A 24140-nucleotide genomic window follows, 5' to 3' on the forward strand; every position below is an offset into this window, starting at 1 on the left:
ACTAACTCGCCTCAGCTAAAGAACGAACAGTGAGGATTTCATTATTTTTCAAGGCTTGAACTGCTCCCATCGGCACAGCAATTACATTAATCGATTCACCCACAGCATTGAAAACTTCCAAAATATAGCCATCTTCGCCACCGCTAGGGTGAGGCACATAATCAATCAGAGTGAGAACATCGCCTTTTTGCAGGTGATGTTCTGGTAGGTTGCGAGATAGGACAACGCGCTGGTAAAGTTCAAGCATTTCTAGTGTCACTCCTTGTTGGGAATTAAAGTAATAAACTGGAATTGGTTATCAATTTTACGGTTCAGCCAGACTGTGATTACTTCCAAGTTTGTGTTATTGACACCCATGAGTTGACCTTTGACACGGTAGAACGTCCCATATTCATTGCTTCTATCTTCTACCGCTTCTACTGTATCGGCAAGTTGACGAATGGCGGATTTTAATTGGTCGGGATTATCCCGTGTAAATCCCGCCTGTGCCAAAAAGTTTGATTTATCGTCTTGTTCTCTCTTGACTAGGAGATAGCGAGTTAATTTAGTATCAGGAATGATGGCATCATCAGGGATTTTCATGTTTTGCCGACTCTTTGTTGTGCCAGTTCGGAGAGAGTTGTCATTCTTCGGTTGTGCCACCTCCTCTTTTGCCGAGGGAGCAGGAGGAGAGCGATCGCACTCCCTCCCCATATCCGCAAAACCCCCAATCCGACAGCCGTTCAGGTCTAGGTAATCGGATAGCGATTTCCCGTTCATCGGTTAAGGACAACCTGCGATCGCGTAGTTTGTAGTCAGCGCTGTCTTCGCTTCTGGCACGCTCCTTAAACGGAATATCGCCTAAAGCTCAAGTAAGAATCGAGCTTGCTGAGTAGCTATTTGAACCCGTTTTAACGGGTTTAAGCTTTTAGCCCCAACTTTAGTTGAGGGCTTAATTCAGTGCCATTCTACCTAGGATAGATGACAATAGCTGACATTCCGTCTCGCTTGCGGTTTAATTGTCAGATTGACGCTCTCCCTCCTAGAATAAGGGAGATTCTATGGAAATTTCGTTCCATATATCCCGGTAAACGGGTTCCCAGGCACACGATATTCGCCATCTAGGGCATCGTGTTATCTCCTAACACCCTGTCGATTCAGGGCTGGGCGTTTCAAACCTTTGCGGTTTGGGTTCCGCCGAGTCCCGGCGTACCTGATAAGTTGACTTCGACTTTGCAGCCGCAAGCCAACTGCATTTTATCATACTATCCTGGGGTGTTTATCCGGATAAAAGCCGTCCTAGAAGGACGGGGCTTCAGACCCTTTATTTCCGGTGAACGCTGTAAAAATTAATACAGTTGTCGCTCCACCCATGCTGAACGTAGAAAGAATCGGTTTAGCCCTTGGAAGTCAGCAGGAGGATAGGTCAAACCCAGAGGGGAAAGGGAAACTATGAATAGCAATCCATCCAATCCTTCGGCAAATGGTGGTAAAACAATAAATATTGCTGATATCTTGGCACTTCCGGAACGTCAACGGCAAATTGTGCTATTTATCCGCCGAGAGGAAGGGCATACCCTACCTGAAATCGCTGATCACCTGAATGAAGAGGAACAGGCGATCGCAATAGAACTAGATGAGTTAGTTCAAGAGGGTTTTGTCCGAGAAATGGAAGTCGAAGGTATTCCCCGTTACTACCGCAGCGAAATGAGACGACAAGGTAGCCCGTTTTCCGAGATGATTCAGCAAGCGCTGACACCGGGAAAACCTCTGTCCATGATTGTGAATCCCTCTGGGGATGCGCCAATTACACCCGGTTCGACATTTGAGTTGTGCGTCACCATTACCAATGAGGGGAATCAAAGTGCCTTAATCGACATTTATATTGATGAAACCTCCCAATTCCTACACCAGTGGTGTATTTCCCCTTATGAACGTCTGGCGTTAGGGCGGGGACAAAGTAGTGAGGTGGTGTTCCAGATTCCGATACCACTGGATGCGACACCGGGTACCTATAATTATCTGCTGATGGTTGATGCCCAGCAGCATTACCCGGAAGATACACCCATTCAGCATCAAGCACGGCTGCAAGTCTTACCTTTTGTCCAAGAAGCCATTCGGGTAAATGATCCCACCTTCTCCCTACTCCCGATCACAAGTTCCGCTGTTCCGGCGGTGGTTCAACCGGGAGAACCTTTAGAGGTTCAGGTTCTGGTTCACAACCGTTCCGATCGCGTGGATCGATTTCGCTTAACCTGTCCCGATTTAGCCCCGATTTGGTATAGGGTGATTTATCCCGAAGGCTATACCGACACCGGAGTGGTGCGGGTGATGGATGGCTTGGAGTTGAATCCGGGTGAAAAGGGTCTAATCCAGCTCATTATCACCCCACCTATAGATACTTGGGCGAGTATCTATTCCCCCACGGTGCGTCTTTATTCCCTGAATAATCCCGACTTGGTGCTACTGGATGCGATTTACCTCCAGGTAATGCCGATTTACCTGTTAACTGTCGAGTTAGTCACCCTAGTCGGTAAAGTCAGCCATCAGTCCGGTGTTTTCGAGTTACAACTGTATAACGGCGGCAATATTACCCGCGACATTGCCCTGAGAGCCAAAAGTGCCGATGGTGATGATCTTTGCACCTATACCCTGATACCCACCCAAGTGCGTCTCCCCCCTGGCGGGTACGCGATCGCGAATTTAGAGGTGCAACCCAGCCAGAAATGGTGGCGTAGACCCTTCTATGGACGAGTTTTAAACTTTGTTATTGAAATTGAAGACCTACAACAGTTTCCCTTACTTAACAATCGCTTCCAAGGCACTTTAATTTGGGAAGGGCGTCCGTGGTGGCAATTTTTATTAGTTATTTTAGGTATAGTCGGACTGATTGGTGCATTAATCTTCCTGCTGTGGTTTCTCTTTTTTAGACCCAAACCCCGCCCAGAAATTATCGAATTTGCTCCAGCAGGCAAAAATTACTCGGCGGCTGATCAGGAAAATGTGCGCCTGAATTGGGAGATTACCAACCCCAAACGCATCCAAACCCTAAAAATACAAGGCGTATCGCCAGAGGGAGTCGTCACCAGTGGTCCAATTGCCTACAATTTTAGCCAGGGGATTCCCAATGAGTTAGAGCGTTTCTGCACAACCGATGAGATTCTCAAGTGTCAGAACGTGCCAACTGATGCTCGCGAACCGGGGGATTATGTGTTTGAACTGACTATGATTCCCCAAGGAAAAAAAAGGGGGGAATTAGAGGAACTCCAAACGAATACAGTCAAAATTACACCGTTTCCGATTCCTGAGATTGAAGAATTTGCCTCAACTCAACCCGTCTATCAAGAAGTCATTCAGCCCAACCCAGAAGCAGCAGACCAAGAAGCTAGTCCAACGGCTACTGATACTAACTCACCTGACGAGCAGCCGCAACCGGAAGACCTAGGTATTTTACTGAATTGGAAAATTAGTCACCCCGAACAAATCAGACTCTTAAAACTGGTAGGTCGCAATCCTGAAGGAATTGTCACCTTTCCCATGCAATCGATTGATTTTAGCCAAGGAATTCCTCAACCCCTCCAAGACTCCTGTGAAATACAAGATGAGGCATTAGTTTGCCTGAATCTTGCCACAGGTGTGCGCCAACCGGGAACCTATATTTTTGAATTAATTGTGGTTCCCCAACAAGGAGAACCCGAAGAATTACCTGCTCAAAAAAGTGATCCGATTAAAATTGAAGCCCAACCTGTTCCCTTTGATATTGTTGAGTTTACAGTTGGTGGTGTAGAAACCCTCACTCGTCCTAAGTTTGTGATACCAATTTCTGGAAATCAAGCGATACCTGTACCTTTGTCCTGGAAAGTTGAGGGGGGTAGAGATCTCAAAGTTGAACTTCTACCTGCACCCGGTACTGTACCACCCGAAGGCACTTTGCCTTATGAACTTAGTCCAGAAGCAGGTACGGAAACAATTACCTTGCAAGTCACCAATGAAGCTGGAGAACAAAAAAGCCGTTCAGTCACCATTGAAACCATCCAACCGCCGCCTCCAGAACCTGTGGAAATGACTCCCTTATCTCCACCAGGAGACACAGCGAATGGATTACCCACGTTTGAGCCTCCACCTCCACCCCAAGACACTTCTGCTGCACAAACGCAGACACCCCCCTCACCGTCACCCTCACCGTCACCCTCACCGGGGACTTCACCATCTGGAACAGAACCAACACCGCTACCCCTACCACCCGGCGGTTCACCTCCGCTTCCTCCAGGTGCAGATTCTCCGCCACCTGCTGAACTTCCACCTAAGTTTAGGTAAGCTGTAATGCATTTAAATTGGGTATTAGTAGCGAGCAAGATGCTCGCACTACCGTTCACTTTAATACCACCAACTTAGAAATCTGTATTAGCTCGCCTAAAAGCTTCTCTTTGCCTGAGTTTATCAGCATAAGCCTTGAGGATTTGATGTCCCTGGGGCTGGAATTAATCCTTTGTCTGAGTATTTGTCAGTTAGATAAGCACAAATCGCCGCCGACTCAAAAATGGTTACATCTTCATCCACTAGAACTGGAACTTTGCCGTGGGGATGTAACTTTTGATACTCTTGTTTGTCCGTTTGAGTGATATCTACCCGCACTAACTCGTAGGGAATACCCATTTCTTCTAGACACCACCGAGGACGCATGGCGCGTGTTTTCGGAAAGTAATAGAGTTTCATCAGACCCCCTCAATTTTTAATCCCTACAGAGCGATCGCGTACCTTATCATAACTTTTTGACAGTTGTTTTGTGCAACTGTACCCGAAATTGCGAATACACTCAGAGCCTGTACCCAAGCCAAATGCGATCGCCCCTAGGAATATGACTTTATGATGACAATACTTCGTCTAGAATTACTACAGGTAAATCAGGTATGATCCGTAGCCTTTGATCATTCGTTAAAAACTGGTTACATCCTGAAGTAATAGCTGTTGCTATATGAATGGCATCTGGTGTTCTCAGTGAAGGTGTAACTGCCCGGAGTCTGGCAGCTTTTTCTAGGATGAGTTGATTGATAGGCAGCAATTGTAATTGAGGTGATCGCAGCAATCGCTTGTAGGCATCGGTCAAAAAAGTATCGGAGTTTCGGATTGGTATAACCAATACCTCCATGAACGTTAGTTCACTGGTTAAGACTTCCAGGTTTCCAGCTTGAACTTTTGCCCAGAGATCAGCCAACAATGAACCATAAACCGGAGCTTGTTCAACGGCATAAATCACAACAACCGTGTCAATATATATTCTAGAAGAGTCAGGCAAGTTTAGCTGTCCCATGTATCTCTTTCCGCTTGCAAATCTCGATTAATTTCTTCGAGGTTTCGACTAGAGGGGCGCTGAGAGTGGATTTCTGCCAATATTTCCAGAATCGATTGCTCCGTCGCTCGGGTTGGCTTTTCTGGCAACAGAAGAATTACTTCAATGGTGTTCCCGACTGTATTTAATGCGGTATCAGGGGGTAAGTCAATTTCGATTTTATTGCCGGGTAAAACTTTAGCTTCAATTCGCAAGGCTGATTGCATTATAGGATTCATTTCTTAAGTTTCATCTAAACTATTTAAAGTTTGTTATTTTCCACAATTTCTGGCAAGCCTACGCTATACCCCAAGGGGTTAGCGTAGGTAGTTGACTATCTATAGATTACTCTGAGTATAGATACTGATAATTGGCTCGGTCTACTGACCTTCATTGTATTACAAAACAATGTGCTTCAATATTTAGGGCTTCTGGTTTCAATATTCACGTAGGGACACGGCATTGCCGTGCCTTATTTTTGACATTGCTATTGCCTGGGAACGTAACGGATGAGCATCCGCATAAGTTTACCAGGAACGGGCGCAGGCATCAGGGGACTCCATTCACTGATTTGGGCGAAGTGGTGGGCGTACAGACTGTGGATGATGTTGGTAATCCCATTGCTGGAACCGATGACTAAGATTTGTACAGGTTCGCGTTCGGGGTTGGGTGAAGTGGTTGAGATTTCTTGGGGATCTGGGAGAAAGTCTTTAGACATGAGGATTTACCTTCTATGGTTACTATGACACCGATTGGACTACATCCAGTGTAGCGCAACGTATGCCAATCGGTGTCATTTACGGTTGAATCCACATCTGACACAATTTTGGGCATGGGAAGAGCAGGAAAAGCCCTCAAGCAGGTGTTAGAGACTTACAGTATCAGCCAGAACCAAGTGGCGGTGAAGATGGGGATTGGACGTTCTAATATTTATCGCTGGGTACATGAAGTGAGAGATCCCGGCGCTGAGATGGTGATTCAACTCAGAGATGCGCTGCATCAGATTAATCCGACGGCGGCGGAAGAGTTTGTGCAGTTATATTTAGGTCATCCCCCTGGGGATGGCGATGAGGAGTAGTAGCAACAAGCTAAGTTGTAGGGGTGGGTTGTACCGCTATTGGGGATTGAAATCCGCTAATTGAATAAACCCGCCCTGAGAAGGTGTGTTGCTATAAAACTTTTGGTGTTGGTTCAATCTGAAGTGATTTATTGGTAGTTAGGATAGGGATAGAGTTTTAGACAACTCTACGAAGGAGACGACAGGGATGGGTGATGAATAAATGTGTGGCGTGGCTAACTCATAGTCTGTGACAATAAGTGGCTCAATGCTCCAATCCGTCGAAGAGTCTAATTCCAACCACCTCACAACGTCATGTAAATGATCGCGCACCCAATCAACTCGTTCTTGATGATGCTCAACAGCGGATTTTTCTCTGCCTTTCCCTTTTCGCTTTTGTCTTCCTAGAAACAACTGATCTAACTCATTCTTCATTTCGTGAGGTGCGCGAGCAAGAGCAAAGTTTTTGCATTCGATGTTCCGCCACTTCTTGCACAATTGCTTCGTGCCGAACAACCAAATGCTCTAAAAGCTTCTCAGGATTTAGTGATGCTACCAATTTTTGTAATTCTTGGTAGAAGAAACCCACGGTTTTCTGAAGAACGGCAGTTCTTTGGCTATCATCAATAGAACCTTCCTTCAACTTTTCAACTGAACTAAGGTAATTACCCAGCTCGTCTAAAAGCTCATCTTCATCTGCTTCCTGTACCTTTCGATATTTCAGTAGACCTTTGTCATCAAGTGCAGGATTGATAGCAGTATCTAAAAAGAAAAGTTTCTTTTTTCTCCCAAGTGGGGCATGATTATCAATAATTCTAGTAATTACTTCATCAGATAATTTTTTACGATGGCTATCGGGTAGTAACTCCCGAAAGCCGCCTAGAATGATCTTCATCATATACCTTTCACCCCTGTTGTCAGAACCTTGCAGAAATGAAGATATAGATGATAAGATAATTAAATTGACAGTTCCCTTTCTGGTGCAATAACTGGCTCGACTCCCCTCTCAAGACCAACACGTCGCGCTATTTCATTGCTGATGGCTAAAACCGCCGAGATTAGACCACAAGCTGCTGTTGCAAATTGTTGGTTTGGAAAAGGGTCAGAACTTAAAAATATTGCTTTAGCAAGATGCCGTAAGATAAACGTTTCCTCTTCAGCAATTCCTGGGAAAACGATGTAGGAACCCCCATGAAAGGTAAAAGCTTCAGTAAAAGGGTTATTAAATGGGTCTTCCATGCAAATGAACGGTTCTAAATCGGAAGAATGGTTGCAAATTTTTTCTAATTGCTTCAGGTTAACTTTCTTTTTAGACCCAAATCCCTTGCTACTGATTGAAGCAACGGCGCGGGTGAGCGCTTCAAATCGAACAGCACGGTCAGCATTCTCTGGCATTAACTGTAACCCAGCGAGAGTGGCTAGCAGATCAGCAGAATCATATACAGAAAGAGTTTGAGCCAGCTTGATTAGAGGGTTTTGCTTGACAGGTTTAAATCCTTGTGAGTTAATAAAATCTGAACGGGCTCTTGATTTGCTCATTACCAAAAAACCTATAAATCGAATCGTCCGGAGCTACGGTGGAAGTTATATTTATTTCCTCAATGGACTTTGGTGATCACGCAACAGCTTTATTTCATGCTGTAATCAGGTTTGCTTATCACCAATAAACACGGGAGAGCCTAATTCCTATTTGTCGTGTGTATTATTTATGTACTATAGCTCATGTAGCGGTTAAGTGTGGCTTAACGATGACCCAACGATGAAATTCTGACACCAATCACACTTAAGAGTTACTCTTGTCTGAGAAGAACAACCAGCACTTGCTTAAACCCTGACTTCTCATCCCTTGCTAGAGACTGTAAAATTAGACGCGATCGCGAAAATCTAATAACCGCTAATATGGATACTTTCGCAAATTCTTTGTAAATTACCTTGTAACAAAACTGCGATCGCATTCGTATCCAACAGGTAGCGATTACCACTCATCCCGCAGTGTCCTTTGCATCGCGACGGCATCGCCTTGCCAGGTTAACTGCCCCGCCCGATCAAAAAAGTGATAATTAGGTTTCTGTGTCTCTGAGGCAACCGGAACAGAGCGATCGCATACCCTATCATAAGTCCGGATACCAGCGCTGGGGATCGAAAACTTCCTTAAGTACGCTTGTTTGTCCACGACTTCAGACGTATCCTGAACCCTGGAGTCATTGCAACTTAGAGGAAACAGTATGTTAGATAAACCCGAATCTCCGATTGAAGCCATTGACGCCAGAGAAATTCTCGACTCGCGGGGACGTCCCACCGTGGAAGCTGAAGTTCGCCTCGCTAGTGGTTCCCTGGGATTGGCACAAGTTCCTAGTGGTGCCTCTACCGGCTCCTTTGAAGCCCACGAACTGCGAGATGGTGATTCTCATCGCTACAACGGTAAAGGCGTCCTCAAGGCTGTCCGTAACATCAAAGAGAAAATTACCCCCGAACTCCTGGACATGGATGCCCTAGACCAAGCAACCGTTGACCAGACGATGATTTATCGGGATGGAACCCAAAATAAAAATGAACTGGGTGCCAATGCTATCCTGGCAGTTTCTCTCGCCAATGCCAAAGCCGCCGCGAATGAATTACAACTTCCCCTCTATCGCTATTTAGGTGGACCCCTTGCCAATCTTCTCCCAGTTCCGTTAATGAACGTAATTAACGGCGGTGCCCATGCGGATAATAATGTGGACTTTCAGGAGTTTATGATTGTCCCAGTTGGGGCTGATTCATTTCAAGACGCACTGCGTTGGGGGGCTGAAGTCTTCGCCGCCCTGTCTCAAGTCTTGAAAGAGAAAAAGCTGCTATCCGGTGTAGGTGATGAAGGAGGCTATGCGCCGAACTTAGAATCCAATAAAGCCGCATTAGAATTTCTGATTGCCGCGATTGAAAAAGCTGGGTATAAACCTGGGGAACAGGTAGCGTTAGCCATGGATGTCGCCGCCAGCGAATTTTACAAAGACGGGCAGTATCTCTATGAAGGCTCATCTCATTCCCCTAGTGAACTCGTTGATTATCTGGATCAATTAGTCAGTCAATATCCGATTGTTTCCATTGAAGATGGCTTGCATGAAGACGATTGGGATAATTGGAAACTGTTGACGGAAAAACTTGGGTCTCGCATCCAATTAGTTGGCGATGATTTATTTGTTACCAACCCCACGCGCTTGCAAAAAGGGATTGATTTAGCGGCTGGGAATTCGATCCTAATTAAGCTCAATCAAATCGGGTCATTAACCGAAACCTTAGAAACCATCGAACTTGCCACTCGCAATGGCTTCCGTTCCGTTATCTCTCACCGTTCTGGCGAAACCGAAGATACCACGATCGCGGATTTAGCCGTCGCCACTCGTGCGGGTCAAATCAAAACCGGTTCCCTCTGTCGCAGTGAACGAGTTGCCAAATACAACCGCCTACTCCGGATAGAAGACGAACTCGGCGATCGCGCCATCTATGCTGGTAAGGTTGGTATGGGACCTAGAATTGCCAAATAATCCCCATTTCCCATAACCCAACCCACCATTTAATCCCTGTAGGGGCGCACCGACGTGCGCCCTTTATTCAATGACGCCTTTGACCCCAACGTTTTCAATAAGTAGGTGGACACAATTAAAGTTAACTGTTGAGATTAGGGAACTCTTAACAGGGAACAGGGAACAGTAAGGGTTTGAGGGCTATTTACCAAACTTAATCAGCGTGCCGTTTTATGCCAGTCCGACTACTTACGTTCAGTCTATTTGAAAATAGTTCCTACCTGAATATCGGTGGGTTACGGCGGATTGTTCATTAAAAGGTTATCACCTAAATTAAACTCCCGCCTAACCCACCCTACTGGCTGAATATCGGTGGGTTACGGCGGATTGTTCATTAAAAGGTTATCACTTAAATTAAACTCCCGCCTAACCCACCCTACTGGCTACTGGCTACTGGCGTGGCACACCTTATTTGGTAGATTAGAATTGTAGGGGCGCAAGGCTTGCGCCCGGTTTAACCGTCAAATCTATTCCAAAATTTTAGCTGTGTCAGTCCACTACAACTGGCGTTAGCGACATCTGAGTTATTATCATCTGGGGAACTCTATCCCCATAGAATCTGTCCCTAGCTAAAGTTGGTTATATTTAGAGTGCATGTTTACCCAAACCGTGATTAATCGAATCGCTACCCCATTCGCTATCAGCGGATTCATCTTATCCATTCTTACCCATACCGCCACCGCCGCCACGACGCTAGACAATAATGACAACGTTAGGGGGTTTATCCAAACCAACTCTTCCAGCTTCCGCTATCGCAACGACTTAGTACCCAACGCCCCGATGGAAACCGCTGCTGGTGAAGAATATAGGTTTAATGCCCAACAAGGGGATACCGTTCGCATCAGCGTTAAACCGGAAGAAGGTAGTACTCTATCACCCATTTTAGTCCTGAGTTCCTCACAAACGGGCAACCAAGTCGCCTACAATGACAAAACCAATCTGTTAGTTTATCAAGTCCCCATCAGTGGCGAATATAAACTCCTCGTCTTAGGTGACAATAATACCAGAGGCAGATATACGGTTTCCCTTTCCGGAATTACACCTGGAGTTATCGTTAATAATCCCTCAAATCAACCCTCCTCTTCAAATCAAACCCCAGATAAACGAAAACAATTATTACGAGATGACTTTGGATTGAGAGTCTTGGAAAACTGTCCAGCGGCGACGGGTTCGTTAGTGGTTGTGTCGTTTCCGGAATCGGATCAAACCTATACCTATTGTGCCAATCCTAACCGTTTTCTAGAAGCGGGACAATATACCTACGACATGAGTACGGAAACCTTAAAGCCGGGACGCCCGGGAACTCAAACCGCCGCCAATCAAACAACCGATCCTCGCCAAGAAAAATTGGAAGACGAGTATGGATTAAATGTACTCGATACCTGTCCTCCAGCAACCAGTTCTTTTGTCGTTATCTCCTATCCCGAAGGTGGACAAAGCTATCGCTATTGTGCCGATCCTAACCGAGTTTTTCCAGCGGGTGAATATACTTACAACGCCAGTACTCAGAGTTTAGAACCTGTTAAACAACCAGAAGCTTGTACCGTACAAGTCGGGGGTGTTTGTATTGTTCGCTAACGGATAGCAAAAGCTGTCCTTGTTTCTAGACGTGCCATGGCGCGTCTCTACATGACTCCCCCAGATTCCCTATTCCCGGTTTCCTAAGATTTCATTAGAATCCCCAATGGGTTCAACTGAACCTGCGATCGGTTCTTTTTTGAGTTCTTCCAAATCTATCGTTCTTAATAAATAACGCCAAGCCAGAGGAAAGTCATAGATTTGGACTAAATCGGCTGAAATATCGTACCAAAGACGATTATCTTGATAAAACTTCATCTGATCCATTACCAACGCTGTTGCTGTCTGAGGTTCTAAATGCTGAGGATCAAGGCGTTCAATTGAGCCATTATGCCAAATGCTTTGAGATAAATCCGTCGGATCATTGGATGTACAATATAGGGTGAACTGCCAACGATATTGTTTATTCAATTCTAGGGGAATGGCAGTAATTGGTAAGCTAATTTTGACAAAGCCTGGTGTTTCTGGAAGCTGGAAACTAACCTGATAGTTTCGATTCTCATCCTGTGAATTTTTGATAACGAAGGCTCCTCGATTAATTGTGTTACTCGGATAGGGAATATAAAACCAAAATGTGGGGTAAGCTTTTAATGTAAAGCCAGAAAACTTGACGCCGGAGTCGGTAATGGGTAATAACGGTGTAAACGGTTGTTCAGTCTGTTCACAAGGTCCACGAGTTCCGGCAGGTTTGCGATCATCATTCGGTCTATCCCGAACGGGTGGATCTTGTTTAAGACTTGCCAATTTTTGAATAGGATGGGCTTGAACCAGTGGTCGATGAATTGTCAATTCAAGAACTGTTATCGCCAGGATTAAAGCAAGTTTGTGTGCAGTCATAGGTTTAAGGGGTTTAATCGGATCGCGACGTTTTAAATGCCTGGTAAGCCACTAGACTTCCACTTGTCGCAAATACAGCTAGCGTTGCTGGAACCATGGATAATATACTCCCAGTTTGAATGAAAATAAACCAGCTAATACCATTAATCGTTATCATAGAGACTCCTACTGCTAATCCCAGGCGTAACAGGGACTCTCGATAGTGCCATGCGATCGCACCTCCAATAACTGACCCTATCCACACCCAGACGAGATCTCCCCATAGAGGTAAAAACCTCAGCAAGGGGCGTTCTCCCACAGCCGCACTAATAATCTGACTGACCATCTGACTATGCAGGAATAGCCCCCGCATTTCATGATTACCAGGCGTTTGGAATTCATCTTTAATTGTGGGATCAGTTATGCCAATTAAAATAATTTTATCCTGCAAAAAATCAGGATTCACGCGATTTGCCCAAATATCACTCAAGGTTACTCGTTCTACCATGGTTTTTGCCAATTCTGGGGAACGGTAATTAAGTAAGAGTTGAAATCCTTCTAATCCGACACCGCGCTGGTAAAATCCGGGGTTGGCATTTAAATTGGTTAACGTCACTGAACCCAATTTCCACTGATCTTGGGAAATAAATTCAGGTGAGATTCCCTCGGCTTGTAGATAGTGTAGGGCTACTTGAAAACTCAGGGAATAGAAGGTGGAACAAGAGGATACGGCTGGCGGTTTCATGGCGATGAGATGACGCCGAACAATCCCATCTGGATCAACAACAATATCAGCAAATCCTAAGCGTTCTTTGGGGACTTCTGGGGGTGCAGCAACGCCTTCGGGGATTTGGGGAGACGGGATGACACAGATGGGAATCACGCGATCGCTCGTTTGCAGATATTGTACCAATTCATCCCGCCCTTCCCCCTCTGGGCGATCGCGAAAGATATCTAAGCCGATGGCGCGGGGTTGATAGGTTTGGAGTTTTTGCAGTAGTTTTAGCAGGGTGCGATCGTGTAGCGGATATTCACCCCCTAAATTGTTGATATCTTTAGCCGTTACCTCAACCATCAATAACCGAGGATCAAGGGATGGCGTGGGGCGCATTTCTAGGAGTTGATCAAAGGCTTGCTGTTCAGTCGATTGTAACCAACCTAGCGATCGCACTCCCATGACTAAACTGGTAACCATGACACTCGCACCCAGTACCAATTGCCAACCTCGCCGTCTCCGCTTAACGGGTTTGGCTTTAGGGTTGCTAATCCAGTCGTTCCAACTGGGCGGAACTTGGGTGGGATTCTGGACAATTACGGGTAACCAACTAGCACAAGGAAATTGAGTCTCTAATCCCTGTAATCGTTCTCTGGCGTCTCTTACAGCTAAATAGAAGGGTTGACCTTGAGCAAAGGCAGTGAGAAAATACTTCAAGAACTCTTGCGCCACGCGATCGGGAACTAACTCCCGCATGACAATCATTTGTGGTATCTGCACATCATCCAGTTGTCGGGCTAATCCTAAGCCATCGCAGGAGTTGAAAATAGCTAATTTTAACCCTCGTTCTACGGCTTTTCTCAGCGCATACCAAAGTTCATCAATGGTTAAACTATCGGTTTGATTAATATAAATCCGCCCGGTTTCCCCTTCGGTTTCACTATGTCCGGCAAAAAAAATGATGTCCCAATGTTTTTCCCAAAGTTGGTCGTTAATCTCTCGGCGGCTTTTTTCGACTAAAAAGGTAATATCGGTATGGGGTAAGCTTTCAAGTAACTGGCGATCGCTGTCAATATCAATTCCCTGGCTATGACCGAGAATGGCTAAAATTTTTACCTTAGGTGTGCGCTGATTTGAGGTGAATTGAGATGGGCGTTCAAACTGAGGATCGGTTAAGGCGAGTTCCGCTTTCGGATAATGGTCAAAAAAATCCCACAAATGCCAAGGAAGTTTTTGCAGGTGTGGATCACTGGTGCTGACTAAGAAGCGAATTGTATCCTGACGACTGAGGGATTCCCGTAACCGCCGATCCAGGGGGCGAAACCCTTCCCCATCTAACCAGGTTCGCAAGCGATCGCCTAATTCATTGGCGGAGTCTTGACAGTCTCTCAGGCGCTGGCTGACTGAACCATCATAGATAATTTTTTTCGGTTTAATTCGATAGGGGGCGCTAATGCACCGATACTTATGTTGCCAATGAGACTGGATGCGATCGGCAAATTCAGGCGCTGCGTCTAATACTCCTTTGAGTTCAATATCTGGGGGTGCGCCATCCCAACCAATGGCTAATGTGACCCGAAATCCGTGGCTTTGGAAATCACCATCGAGTTTCAAAATTACTAATTTCTTGTGGGTGGTGTCATTTGTCATTTTTCAGGGAACAGGGAACAGGGAATAGGGAATAGGGAATAGGGAACAGGCACTAACGATGAATATAGCTATTTTGTAACACTTAAAACTGGGACGGGTTGAGTTTCATCAGGGTTAGGTAAGAAATGATAGTAGTCAAACGCGCCCCTACATACAACCCTGCCCGAATAACGAAGCGAAGGGTTTCTTCAAATTATAAAGGTTTCTGTCATGCTGATATCAGCTAACGCTACCCTAACTTTGAAGCATTCTCCGGGTTCTCCACTAAACTGTAATTGAATTTGCTTAGTGCTTCTGGCTTCAGCTTGCATCACGGTTTCTCCGGTGTCATCGAGAATCATCAGTCGCAAATTTTTAGGTAAATAGGTTTGACCGTTCGTTGGATATATTTCAACCGAAATATCTAGTTCTGATACGGAGGTTGGCATCAAATTTATGACTAATATGACTTGTTCATCATCATATCGTCGTCCTAATGTCAGCCGCTTCCCGCGTGTGATTTTCAGATCGGATGGTTCGGATAAGTGGGTGGCTATTTGCGTATACGTTCTAAAATTAAAAGCGAGTTCTGTTGGCGAGGAGTCGAATAATGTTTCCACAGTCTGCCAACCGGCATCAAAAATATTTTGTAGCCATTGACTAAGTTGTATTGGTTGTCTAGATGGGTTAAGATGGTCTAATAAATGTTCCAGTGAGATAAGTTGACTTAGGGAGACGTCCTCGGTTTTAACGCTGGGGAAAAATCCCAGTAACTTGGCTTCAGTTAAGGCTTGATTCAATTCAACGGCTACATAACCAATCCGGTCAGACCAAACTTCTGCGGGGATATGACAGCTAGCGGCGTTGGGTAAGACGGGACGGCATTCTAATTTGCCAAGATCTTTAATCAATAAGTCGGCTGTATTAGTCAGGGTTTGCATGATTGGATTCCAACTATCACTCGCCTGCCAGTTTGTCGGAATTTCTAGGCATTGTAGAGAGGTCTTGACAGCATAAACGGCTAACGTATTTAGGTAAACTTGTTTTGCCTTTTTTTGGGAATGCTTTTGGTGAAACTGTTGAGCGATTTGATGGGCTTCTAACGTCAGGGGTACGGTCAGCATTAGGGGTTCATTCGTGGTGTGAAACATTGTATTCTGTGCCTCAGGGATTATGATGATAAGTATTCTCTTAACTTGGGGCTAAATTTAGTTAAGCAACGCTGGTAGAAACTGCTTAAGGTGGAAATATTAATTCCTAGTTCTTCAGAAATTTCTTTCCAGGAATAACCGGATAAAAGTTTCAATGCTAAAAATTGGAAGTTGGCGGCAGGTTGATTTGACGTATAGGTTTGATTAAAGAGTCCTTCGGGGTCAGTTTCTAGATAATGAATGATTTCTTGGGACAGGGAAGGCGTCAACTGCGGATCAACTTCGGCTGGATTGTTTTTCTCTAAGTCATCCAGGGTTAAACGCTTGACTCGTTTAGCATCGACTCCTTTATGCAGCGTTGGCATCATAGAACGACTGGCTTCCATGAAGAACCGTTGCTTGAGCAGAAAGTTTACCCATTGTAAAACTTCAAAACTGGGATTATAGTCATCAATCCTTTCGCAAATATAACAAAATAAACGTTGCTTGGCTTCATCATAAATATCCTCATAAAATCCATGAAATTGTCCGGGATAGGGACGAGTCAGTTTACCTGACTGCTGAATAGCACCTAATAGCTTGGCTAAAGCTTGCTGTCGTTGTTTACTACGGGGAGGATGCTGCTGTGCGTCCTGTGCCAGTTGCTTTAACTGTTGGTCTATGGCATTCATCGATAGCGGTAGGGTTCGTACATCAGTTACCTGAGATTGCGTTGATACACCGACTTAACTCTGCTCATAGAAGTCTCACGAACTCAGGGGCGATTTTATGCAAGGTGGGACAAATCTTTACAAAACTTTAACAAAAGTGGCGGTATGGAGGTGCGAAGCAGGGGGAGATGGGGGAGCAGGGGGAGCAGGGGAAGCAGGGAGAGCAGGGGAAGCAGGGGGAGCATGGAGATGAGGAAGATGGGGTAGCCAAAGACGAATGACCAATGACATAAGACCAATGACTTATGTAAATATTTGTAACAAATGTCCGACTTTTGCATAAAATGCACCTGCTGAACTTGAGAACCTAATGAAAGGGTAAACTGGGGACTAGAATCATGTTGATTCGCGAGATTGTTCAACAGGCACTAACAACACGGTATCTCACCAGGGAAGCTGAAGACCAACTGCGACAGCTACTTAGAAGCAAATACGACTCACAAGACCTCCAAGCGTTCATGACGTTGCAAAATGCTGTAATGGAGGGTCAGGTGCAACAAGAGTCCCGCCTTTTTCCAGACAACCTCTTGATTTTCAGGGATGATAATACGGTAATTGTTGATTTGGCAGGAGTGAGTTGATGAGAGAACTGAGAGTTAACGTTTTAACCGTCAATAATCTTCAAATTTTAGGGATATTGACCATTAATCTCTCCTTAAATGGCTATCGTTCCAGTTTTAATATTTCGGACTTATTGAATAGTTCTCGTAATTTTATTACTCTCACGGATGTAGAAGTGTATAGTGAGCATCAGCATCTCTTGGTCACAATGCCATCTCTTTGTATTAACAAGCCAGCGATTGCTTGTTTATCGAGCGAAGAATCTGAGCAGAATGGTGTTGAATTATCATTGAACACGGCTGTCCAGCCCTCTGAAATAAACAGTGTGGCTGTTTTTTCATAATTTAAAGAGAGTCGAAACTGTTGACATCTCTAGTTAGTAGCGAATTTATTCGCCAATCTTTTTAACTATTAAAATCGTTTTTATGGTAAAGTAATGGACTAGAAGCTGTAGGGCATACGGTGGTTAAGCTTTCTGGGGATAAAGCTACAGCAGATTTCAGGTTGATGAAGTATAGCCTTAAGCAAGATCCCCGACGTCTTGAAGAAGTCGGGGATCTGTCTGTGTACCTCACTTACTACCAAAAGCGCTGTAACCTTCACCGACGATGTAAAACTCTGGGTTCCTCTGACGAAAAAATCATCCGCGTCCCTTCACTTCGTTCGAGGGCATGTTTAACCGAGTGAGTGTCAATAGATTAATTTTTGAAACCGCTGATCATGGCGAATACTAGCCAAATCAGAGTCATTTGTGGCTAACTCTCGGTATTGATCAGGATTCAGATTGAGGGTTTTTTGCAGATTTTCGATAGCTAGGTCAACATTGCCCTGCAAAGCATAACAGCAAGCTTTGTTGTAAAAAACATTAGCATTGTCGGATTTAAACTCTATCGTTTTGTCGAAACTAGCCAAGGCTTCTGGGTAGTCTCCCAATTGCAAAAGCGCATACCCTCGATTATACCACGCCTCATATTTGTCGGGCTTAATTTTTAGGGCTTCGTCGTAACTCGCTACGGCATCTTGAAAGTATCTTAAGTTCACAAGGGCATTGCCCCGATAATACCAAGAACTGGGTTGTTGATACTTAAGTTTCAGTGCTTCATTATAACTTGCCACGGCTTCTGGAAAACGGTCAAGGCGATACAGCGCCCCTCCTCGGTTATTCCAAGCTTCGTGAGCATCGGGTTTAATTTTTAGGGCTTCGTCATAGCTAGCGATGGCTTCTTGGAACTGTTTTAAGTGTACCCAAGCATGTCCTTGATTGTACCAAGCTTCGTATTTATCCGGCTTAATTTTTAGGGCGTCTTGATAGCTAGCGATGGCTTCGAGACAGCGTTGTAAGCTAAACAGAACATTACCTCGGTTGTACCAAGCTTGATGCAGGTTAGGTTTAAGTTTTAGGGCGTTATCATAGCTAACCTTTGCCGCTTCATATTGTTTTAAATTCACCAACGCATTGCCCCGATTATACCAAGCCGGATAAAAGTCTGGTTGCAATTTCACCGCCTGATCATAGCTAGCGATCGCCTCTTCATGGCGTCCCGCCTTATCCAGCGCAATTCCCCGGTTATACCACAGTTGATATAAATCCGGTTCACGTTCTAAAACTTGGTCAACTGTCGCGATCGCTTCTTCAAACTGTCCGGACTGGATCAGTATAATACCCAAGTTATACCACGCTTCATGGGTTGTGACTTCCAAGGGACAGTTGTAGCTAAGGTTGGCGGCTTGAGGGTTTTCTAGAAGGAGAGTACTCATCGATGTTTTTTTGGCTATGAGAGGCTTTTAACCTGGGTTCACAGGTGGCTGCGTTGAGGGGGAACGTTCTCACGATTCTCGATTGAGTGCAATACATAAAGGAGTCGGGAAAGAATCAGGGTTTAGGGTTTAGGGTTAGCAATCAGAAGCGCGATCGTTCACGGCTTAGGGTTATCTCCTCACTTGTTTAATCAACGCCTTTACTTGCTTATTCGTCCCCAACTCCCTTAAATCCGGATTAGTATGGACAGGACAGTAATAATTTCCTTTTACCTTGTTCCCTTACTCCTTCTCTGGGAGCCACTTGCCTTGGGCGGCACTAAAGTGTAAGTAACCAACCCGACATGATAGGATTATGGGGCGAGACAAGTTGACAGTTTCTTAATCAGGTTAGAAACTAGAAGCATAACCCTGTTCATAAATCTAGAAGTGAATTTTACAATCAATGGAACCATCGATAATGTTTGAACATTTCATTATTACTCGAATGAATGTGGATTGGCATCTATCAAGGCAGCGGCATGATCGGAACCATCCTGATTTTTTAACTCATAGATTTAATTTGTTTGAAGAGGTTTGCTATCCCTCGGTTTTAAGCCAAAACAACAAAAACTTTACTTGGATAATTTTATTTGATGCAGCTTTACCGATATCATTTAAGCAGAAAGTTGAAAGTTACTGTTTAAATGCCGAAAAAATTAAAATTATACCTGTTTATATTCAAAGTAAAATAACATTGTTAAATACCGTCAAAGAAACTATCCAGCGCAACTTAAGCAACAAAACTGAATACTTAATAACGACGAGTATTGATAGTGATGATGCAATTAGCAAAAACTTTGTTTCGCTAATCCAAGAAAACTTTAGTAGTCAAGAATTGGGATTTATTAATTTTCCTTTTGGTTATTTGTATCGAACAAAAGAACAAACTCTATACCTAAGAGAATGGCTAACTTCCCCCTTTTACACATTAGTAGAAAAAGTCAATAATTTTGAAACCGTTCTTCAGTATGGTCATACTGAGATTAAAAATCATAAAAATCGTCAAATAATAACTAAACCTGTATGGCTCATGATTGCCCATGGAGAAAATGTACGTACTAACTTTGATGTAAGTGCCGCATGGCAACCACTCTATAGATTGGGTTCTGACTTTACTATTAACTTAGAGTTTCCTTCTAAAAGTAGAGTCTCTTATTTGAAAGAAATACTTATGGCACTTCATCAAGTATACGTGAGCCGCAAAACGTGGGACAATAAAAAAGTTAAGGTCAGAAAAACCATTAATATATTGTCCCCTTCATTGCTACGTTTTGTCAGAAAACTATAGATATTTAGTCAGACATCATCCAGATGCAATTTCTTTTTTGACAGGTAATGTCAAAGGTAAAACTATTAAGATGAGTAATCATTTTGACGTGCTTATCACTTACCATTCCCACCTCCAATTATCTTCTGAAACCGTTTATTTTTCCGTAACCGTTCCAAATCGGGGTCAGTTTTCGCCACAGGCAGATATTTCTGTGGATTCACCTTAATTGCCTGTTCAATATAATTCACCGCTAACGTCACCTTACCCTGGGCGGCATAACAATACCCCTTGTTATAAACCGCATTCACATGATCAGGATTCACTTCTAACGCCTTGTCAAAACTTGCCATCGCCTCCCGATAGCGTCCCATCTTGACTAAAGCATAGCCACGATTGTCCCACGCTTCATAATTTTCAGGCATACATTCTAACGCCCGATCATAGCTAGCGACAGCATCTTTTAAACGTCCCAATCGCCGCATAGTAAGTCCTCGATTATTCCAGCAATGAGTTTCGTTGGGGTCGAATTCTAACGCTTTCTCGTAGTAGAGTAATGCCTCTTTTTCACGACCCATTTCCGAAATGACGATCCCTTTATTAATCCAACTGCCGATATGATTGGGTTTGAGTTCTAGGGCTTTGTTAAAAGACGCGATCGCATCGTCTCGTTTCTGGAGTTGCATCAACAAACAGCCTTGGTTATACCATATTTCTGGGTGATTGGGACTAATTTGCAAGGCTTTGTCAAAACTCTTGAGGGCGGCTTTGTGGCGTCCGAGGTTGGTTAAGACGTTACCGCGATTACTCCAGGCTTTATCGTAATTGGGATTACAGGCGATCGCTTGATCGAAACTGGCGAGGGCTTCTTTGTTGCGTCCCAAAATCATTAGGGAGGTTCCGCGAGAATTCCACGCTTCGGGATGGGCGGGTTCTCGTTCGATCACTTGATCAAAACTCGCGATCGCGGCTTCATGCTTTCCCCAGTCTGACAAAACTATGCCTCGATTCAGCCATATACTCGCATCCTGGGGATTTAACACCCCCGCTTGGTCAAAACTCGCGATCGCCTCTTCATCGCGCTGTAGATGTCCTAGGGCGAGTCCTAGCCCTGTCCAAGCCTCCCCATTTTCAGGGGTAAGCTTTACCGCATCCTGGAATAGGGCGACGGCGGCGTCAAAGTCTCCCCCCTGCAAACAGCGCATTCCTTGTTGAATGATGAATTTAACCGCTTTGGGATCAGTCATAGAAGTAACCTGGGTGATAAGTAGGTGGACACAATAAAAGCTAACGGTGGAAATCGTCCTAAGCTAACCATTTCGCGGTATCGCGTAGGTTCTTAGTCGCCCCGACGCATCAGATAGGATACAGAACTGACGCAAGCCTCAATGGTCACAGTCGATTTCTCTCTATCTTTGCAAATCTTTACAAGTTTGTATTGTTTTATACCTATTCGTTAAGATAGATATACGTTTATAATAATTCTAAAAATCTGAGTCAGAGTAGTGATAATGCCCCAAAGGGGGTTAAGTCTCCTACGCCCTAGCCAATGCCGTTAGAAATTTAAAGGAATTGTTTATGGCAAATAACGCCATTAGCCAAAGAAAAGCTAATAGTAAAACGAATAGCCGTACCCCTAAAAAAAGCGAGGAAACACCCATGGCAAAAGATAAGGAAACGCAATCAACCAAGCTAGCTATTCAAAAGCAGCAAGCCAGGAAAGTTTCTCTGGTTGAACCTTCAATCCCTCTACCGGGAAATCGTCCCATAGCCACCAGTTCGCTAAAAGTGAGTGATCAAGGTTCAATAAGGGGGATACGTCCTGTTGATACCAGCGATTTACAAATTGTTGGCACACTTTCATCCATGGGTGAGCGCCCGATCTCAGCGAGTAACATGCAAATCCGAGATGTTATGGTTGTGTCTGGAAATCGCCCGATTTCTGTGAGTACCCTGCATCTTGAGAACACAGAAATGATTCTGGGAAACCGTCCCATCGCTTCCAATGTCATGGAAGAAGCTGATGAAATGATGGGTTATCTGGATTAACGGTTAGTAAAAATCTATCGTCCAGGTTGTAGATACGTTGCACACGTATCTACAATTTTGTATGGAAGTCTCTAAAAAATGAGTCGTCAACCCAGAGAAGGTATAACCCATTCCTACTTTAGACATAAAGCGGGGATCAGACTAATCTACCTGTAGATTGACGATTTTAATGAAAAATACAGATACATTGGACATTAACCAAAAAGAAATTGTCCCCAAAATTATTCATTCTTTTTTTAGGGGCGAATTCATAATCATCATAATTCGGAGAATTTCAAAATATGAGTACTGAAGATAGAGCTAAAGCCACTGCCACAAACCTAGAAGGTAAGGCACAGGAAGCCATGAGTAATGTCACGGGTGATCCTGAGGATAAGGCAGAAGGTAAGGCAAAGCAAAATGAAGCTGAAGCTCGTCACGCTGTTGAAGACGTGAAAGATAAAGCTAAAGAAATAATCGATTAATTGTCTTGTCAGAAATAGTAAGCAGGTTAATCATTTTGCGCGATTGGGAACGCCAAAAAAGCCGTATCTGATTTGAGTCGGCTGATTAATTTATACCTGCCTTACTAGAATCAGAAGGTCTAGGCAGTCTTAATCTAGACCTTCTGGTCATTTATTGAAAATCCACTAATAGTTTCATCAGGAGGTTGCTGTGAGTTTAGGTAAAAAAACTCGCCAGTTTTTCACAGCTTTGGCTTTAATTTTAGTCCTAGCGACCACATCGGCTTGCCAAGCAAACCAAACCAAAGCAAAAGCGCCAACGGCATTGAATCCCAGTGTAACCTATCAACAATTAGAACGAGGCAATACGGCAGCAGGTCAAGAGTTCGGTAGTTGGGCGGTGCAAACAGCAAAGGGATTAATTAGTGACGCCTACGTGCGCGATAACGATAAGTTAGGGATTGTAATTACCCCTCAAGTTCGTCCGCCAGAGGTTAAGGATTTAGCCCGCTCTTTAGTTCAAGGGTTCCACCAAAATTTTCCGAATCGAGATCTGAAAGTATTGGTATACGCCCCGGATAAAGAACTTATTGTAACAGCGAATTACAATAATCAGTCCAATCAAGTTACGTATCAATAAAAAAAAGGAGATAATAAAGGATGGCAACGAGCGACCAGTATAAACGTCAGATCATGAAGGATTTGGCGGGTGGTAATACCGAATCTCTGGAACCCGTTCCAGAAACACCCGAACAAGAGTATCAAAACTTTGATGACTTTGCTCAACGTTCTTCGCGAGATGAACGACGCCAATTATTTGGCAGATCCCTGCATCCCGATCGCATACCTCCCAGTCAGATGGAACCTGAATTGCGACAGGCGATCGCTCACATTAAGCCCAAGGAACGGGATGATGTGGCGCGTGAATTTTTCAAGCAACTCAAGAAACGCGGATTGAGCGATCGCGACTTGGAAAAGCAACTGGGACTTTCAACTCATCACGCCAGTCGGATGACGGAGGATGATGTGGCTAAACTTGCCACGTTTACCTATCATTCTCATCCGGATATCTTTCAGGACGTTTTAGCCGATCAACCGGCCATTGTCAAATTCCTCAGCAATCCCTTAGTGGGGGCGGTTATGGGAGCAATTGCCTCAAAATGGTTCGGACATCGCCGCTAATTACTTCAATCCTTTTCAGTCATTACCATAAAACCATGAACCTGCGTCAGCAGGTTTTTTTATTGTTTTCTACATTCTTCTTTTTGAAACGTTCCAGCTTTTGTAGCAAACCCTACATAACTAAGGAATCGGCATTTAAGCGCCATGGCTATTCAAGAAGCGGTGATTAATGATGTCCTGAACTATATTGGCAACCAAAAAAATTATGATAATATTACGTTGCTTGTGCTAAAACAGAAACAGATGTATGAAGAAATTAAGGTTGAGAGAAATAAAACATAAAGTTAGCCAAATATCCGGCAGCTTGCCGC

General features: G+C 44.3%; 30 protein-coding genes. 14 read left to right on the top strand and 16 right to left on the bottom strand.

Features of this window, described 5'->3' with window-relative positions; all coding sequences use genetic code 11:
• Nucleotide 1 precedes the first annotated feature (1 nt).
• Nucleotides 2–247, bottom strand: coding sequence for a DUF4926 domain-containing protein (locus RIB93_RS01590; RefSeq protein WP_006106412.1), 246 nt, complete (start codon nt 245–247; stop codon nt 2–4).
• 8 nt (nt 248–255) lie between these two features.
• Entirely contained in the window at nt 256–582 is a 327-nt protein-coding gene (locus RIB93_RS01595; protein WP_446369740.1) for a DUF6883 domain-containing protein, read from the bottom strand.
• A 528-nt stretch (nt 583–1110) separates the two neighbouring features.
• Here RIB93_RS01595 and RIB93_RS01600 point away from each other — a divergent pair.
• The gene (locus tag RIB93_RS01600) at nt 1111–1332 is read left to right on the top strand and encodes a hypothetical protein (RefSeq protein ID WP_446369646.1); all 222 of its coding nucleotides are present in this window, start codon (nt 1111–1113) and stop codon (nt 1330–1332) included.
• A gap of 99 nt (nt 1333–1431) precedes the next feature.
• Nucleotides 1432–4296: a transcriptional regulator gene (locus RIB93_RS01605; protein WP_446369648.1), complete on the top strand. Its 2865-nt coding sequence runs from the start codon at nt 1432–1434 to the stop codon at nt 4294–4296.
• Between the two features lie 123 nt (nt 4297–4419).
• On the opposite strand, the gene RIB93_RS01610 is transcribed toward RIB93_RS01605, so the two are convergent.
• The 4 genes from RIB93_RS01610 to RIB93_RS01625 form a co-directional block, all read right to left on the bottom strand.
• On the bottom strand, nt 4420–4695 hold the full coding sequence (locus RIB93_RS01610; protein ID WP_446369650.1) for a glutathione S-transferase family protein: 276 nt from the start codon (nt 4693–4695) through the stop codon (nt 4420–4422).
• 148 nt (nt 4696–4843) lie between these two features.
• Nucleotides 4844–5290, bottom strand: a complete 447-nt coding sequence (locus tag RIB93_RS01615) for a type II toxin-antitoxin system VapC family toxin (protein ID WP_446369652.1) — start codon at nt 5288–5290, stop codon at nt 4844–4846.
• Nucleotides 5278–5547 (bottom strand): hypothetical protein, encoded by a 270-nt coding sequence (locus RIB93_RS01620; RefSeq protein ID WP_446369654.1) that lies wholly within the window; start codon nt 5545–5547, stop codon nt 5278–5280. The genes RIB93_RS01615 and RIB93_RS01620 overlap by 13 nt, the downstream gene beginning before the upstream one ends.
• 248 nt (nt 5548–5795) lie before the next feature.
• Nucleotides 5796–6026: a peptide ABC transporter substrate-binding protein gene (locus tag RIB93_RS01625; RefSeq protein ID WP_446369656.1), complete on the bottom strand. Its 231-nt coding sequence runs from the start codon at nt 6024–6026 to the stop codon at nt 5796–5798.
• Between the two features lie 114 nt (nt 6027–6140).
• On the opposite strand from RIB93_RS01625, the gene RIB93_RS01630 reads away from it, so the two are divergent.
• Nucleotides 6141–6386 (top strand): helix-turn-helix domain-containing protein, encoded by a 246-nt coding sequence (locus RIB93_RS01630; RefSeq protein WP_446369742.1) that lies wholly within the window; start codon nt 6141–6143, stop codon nt 6384–6386.
• A 138-nt stretch (nt 6387–6524) separates the two neighbouring features.
• On the opposite strand, the gene RIB93_RS01635 is transcribed toward RIB93_RS01630, so the two are convergent.
• The 4 genes from RIB93_RS01635 to RIB93_RS01650 form a co-directional block, all read right to left on the bottom strand.
• Nucleotides 6525–6800, bottom strand: coding sequence for a hypothetical protein (locus RIB93_RS01635; protein WP_446369658.1), 276 nt, complete (start codon nt 6798–6800; stop codon nt 6525–6527).
• Complete coding sequence (locus tag RIB93_RS01640; RefSeq protein ID WP_446369660.1) at nt 6790–7263, bottom strand: hypothetical protein; 474 nt, start codon at nt 7261–7263, stop codon at nt 6790–6792. Before RIB93_RS01640 ends, RIB93_RS01635 begins: the two co-directional genes overlap by 11 nt.
• A 59-nt stretch (nt 7264–7322) precedes the next feature.
• The gene (locus RIB93_RS01645) at nt 7323–7910 is read right to left on the bottom strand and encodes a hypothetical protein (RefSeq protein ID WP_446369662.1); all 588 of its coding nucleotides are present in this window, start codon (nt 7908–7910) and stop codon (nt 7323–7325) included.
• A 430-nt stretch (nt 7911–8340) separates the two neighbouring features.
• Complete coding sequence (locus tag RIB93_RS01650; RefSeq protein WP_446369664.1) at nt 8341–8538, bottom strand: hypothetical protein; 198 nt, start codon at nt 8536–8538, stop codon at nt 8341–8343.
• A 52-nt stretch (nt 8539–8590) separates the two neighbouring features.
• On the opposite strand from RIB93_RS01650, the gene eno reads away from it, so the two are divergent.
• Both eno and RIB93_RS01660 read left to right on the top strand, forming a co-directional pair.
• Nucleotides 8591–9889 carry a phosphopyruvate hydratase gene (gene eno, locus RIB93_RS01655; RefSeq protein WP_446369666.1) on the top strand — a complete coding sequence of 433 codons (1299 nt, stop codon included), beginning with the start codon at nt 8591–8593 and terminating at the stop codon, nt 9887–9889.
• Between the two features lie 633 nt (nt 9890–10522).
• Nucleotides 10523–11506, top strand: coding sequence for a hypothetical protein (locus tag RIB93_RS01660; protein ID WP_446369668.1), 984 nt, complete (start codon nt 10523–10525; stop codon nt 11504–11506).
• A 69-nt stretch (nt 11507–11575) separates the two neighbouring features.
• On the opposite strand, the gene RIB93_RS01665 is transcribed toward RIB93_RS01660, so the two are convergent.
• The 4 genes from RIB93_RS01665 to RIB93_RS01680 all read right to left on the bottom strand — a co-directional run bounded on the left by RIB93_RS01665 (nt 11576) and on the right by RIB93_RS01680 (nt 16488).
• On the bottom strand, nt 11576–12343 hold the full coding sequence (locus RIB93_RS01665; protein WP_446369670.1) for a DUF928 domain-containing protein: 768 nt from the start codon (nt 12341–12343) through the stop codon (nt 11576–11578).
• Between the two features lie 13 nt (nt 12344–12356).
• On the bottom strand, nt 12357–14687 hold the full coding sequence (locus RIB93_RS01670) for a CHASE2 domain-containing protein (protein WP_446369672.1): 2331 nt from the start codon (nt 14685–14687) through the stop codon (nt 12357–12359).
• Nucleotides 14688–14875: 188 nt separating this feature from the next.
• Nucleotides 14876–15790 carry a DUF1822 family protein gene (locus RIB93_RS01675; protein ID WP_446369674.1) on the bottom strand — a complete coding sequence of 305 codons (915 nt, stop codon included), beginning with the start codon at nt 15788–15790 and terminating at the stop codon, nt 14876–14878.
• Between the two features lie 47 nt (nt 15791–15837).
• Entirely contained in the window at nt 15838–16488 is a 651-nt protein-coding gene (locus RIB93_RS01680) for a sigma-70 family RNA polymerase sigma factor (protein ID WP_446369676.1), read from the bottom strand.
• A 97-nt stretch (nt 16489–16585) separates the two neighbouring features.
• On the opposite strand from RIB93_RS01680, the gene RIB93_RS01685 reads away from it, so the two are divergent.
• The 3 genes from RIB93_RS01685 to RIB93_RS01695 all read left to right on the top strand — a co-directional run bounded on the left by RIB93_RS01685 (nt 16586) and on the right by RIB93_RS01695 (nt 17431).
• Nucleotides 16586–16720, top strand: a complete 135-nt coding sequence (locus tag RIB93_RS01685) for a hypothetical protein (RefSeq protein WP_446369678.1) — start codon at nt 16586–16588, stop codon at nt 16718–16720.
• A gap of 145 nt (nt 16721–16865) precedes the next feature.
• Complete coding sequence (locus RIB93_RS01690) at nt 16866–17108, top strand: hypothetical protein (RefSeq protein ID WP_446369680.1); 243 nt, start codon at nt 16866–16868, stop codon at nt 17106–17108.
• Complete coding sequence (locus RIB93_RS01695; protein WP_446369682.1) at nt 17108–17431, top strand: DUF6812 domain-containing protein; 324 nt, start codon at nt 17108–17110, stop codon at nt 17429–17431. The genes RIB93_RS01690 and RIB93_RS01695 overlap by 1 nt, the downstream gene beginning before the upstream one ends.
• A 347-nt stretch (nt 17432–17778) precedes the next feature.
• On the opposite strand, the gene RIB93_RS01700 is transcribed toward RIB93_RS01695, so the two are convergent.
• Nucleotides 17779–18846 (bottom strand): tetratricopeptide repeat protein, encoded by a 1068-nt coding sequence (locus RIB93_RS01700; RefSeq protein ID WP_446369684.1) that lies wholly within the window; start codon nt 18844–18846, stop codon nt 17779–17781.
• Nucleotides 18847–19306: 460 nt separating this feature from the next.
• On the opposite strand from RIB93_RS01700, the gene RIB93_RS01705 reads away from it, so the two are divergent.
• On the top strand, nt 19307–20176 hold the full coding sequence (locus RIB93_RS01705) for a glycosyltransferase (protein WP_446369686.1): 870 nt from the start codon (nt 19307–19309) through the stop codon (nt 20174–20176).
• 95 nt (nt 20177–20271) lie between these two features.
• Here the strand turns inward: RIB93_RS01705 and RIB93_RS01710 are convergent, their stop codons facing one another.
• On the bottom strand, nt 20272–21402 hold the full coding sequence (locus tag RIB93_RS01710; RefSeq protein WP_446369688.1) for a tetratricopeptide repeat protein: 1131 nt from the start codon (nt 21400–21402) through the stop codon (nt 20272–20274).
• A 331-nt stretch (nt 21403–21733) separates the two neighbouring features.
• Here RIB93_RS01710 and RIB93_RS01715 point away from each other — a divergent pair, with 331 nt between their 5' ends.
• The 5 genes from RIB93_RS01715 (at nt 21734) to RIB93_RS01735 (ending at nt 24111) form a co-directional block, all read left to right on the top strand.
• A complete protein-coding gene (locus RIB93_RS01715) occupies nt 21734–22204 on the top strand; it encodes a hypothetical protein (protein ID WP_446369690.1) in 471 nt (156 codons plus the stop codon).
• A gap of 281 nt (nt 22205–22485) precedes the next feature.
• Entirely contained in the window at nt 22486–22668 is a 183-nt protein-coding gene (locus tag RIB93_RS01720; RefSeq protein WP_446369692.1) for a CsbD family protein, read from the top strand.
• Nucleotides 22669–22858: 190 nt separating this feature from the next.
• Nucleotides 22859–23287, top strand: coding sequence for a hypothetical protein (locus tag RIB93_RS01725; protein WP_446369694.1), 429 nt, complete (start codon nt 22859–22861; stop codon nt 23285–23287).
• A 20-nt stretch (nt 23288–23307) separates the two neighbouring features.
• Nucleotides 23308–23829, top strand: coding sequence for a hypothetical protein (locus RIB93_RS01730; RefSeq protein WP_446346093.1), 522 nt, complete (start codon nt 23308–23310; stop codon nt 23827–23829).
• Between the two features lie 144 nt (nt 23830–23973).
• Nucleotides 23974–24111, top strand: coding sequence for a hypothetical protein (locus RIB93_RS01735; RefSeq protein ID WP_446369696.1), 138 nt, complete (start codon nt 23974–23976; stop codon nt 24109–24111).
• Nucleotides 24112–24140 lie beyond the last annotated feature (29 nt).

It is taken from the genome of Coleofasciculus sp. D1-CHI-01 (assembly GCF_040218875.1).
In the GTDB taxonomy this organism is placed as follows: domain Bacteria; phylum Cyanobacteriota; class Cyanobacteriia; order Cyanobacteriales; family Coleofasciculaceae; genus Coleofasciculus.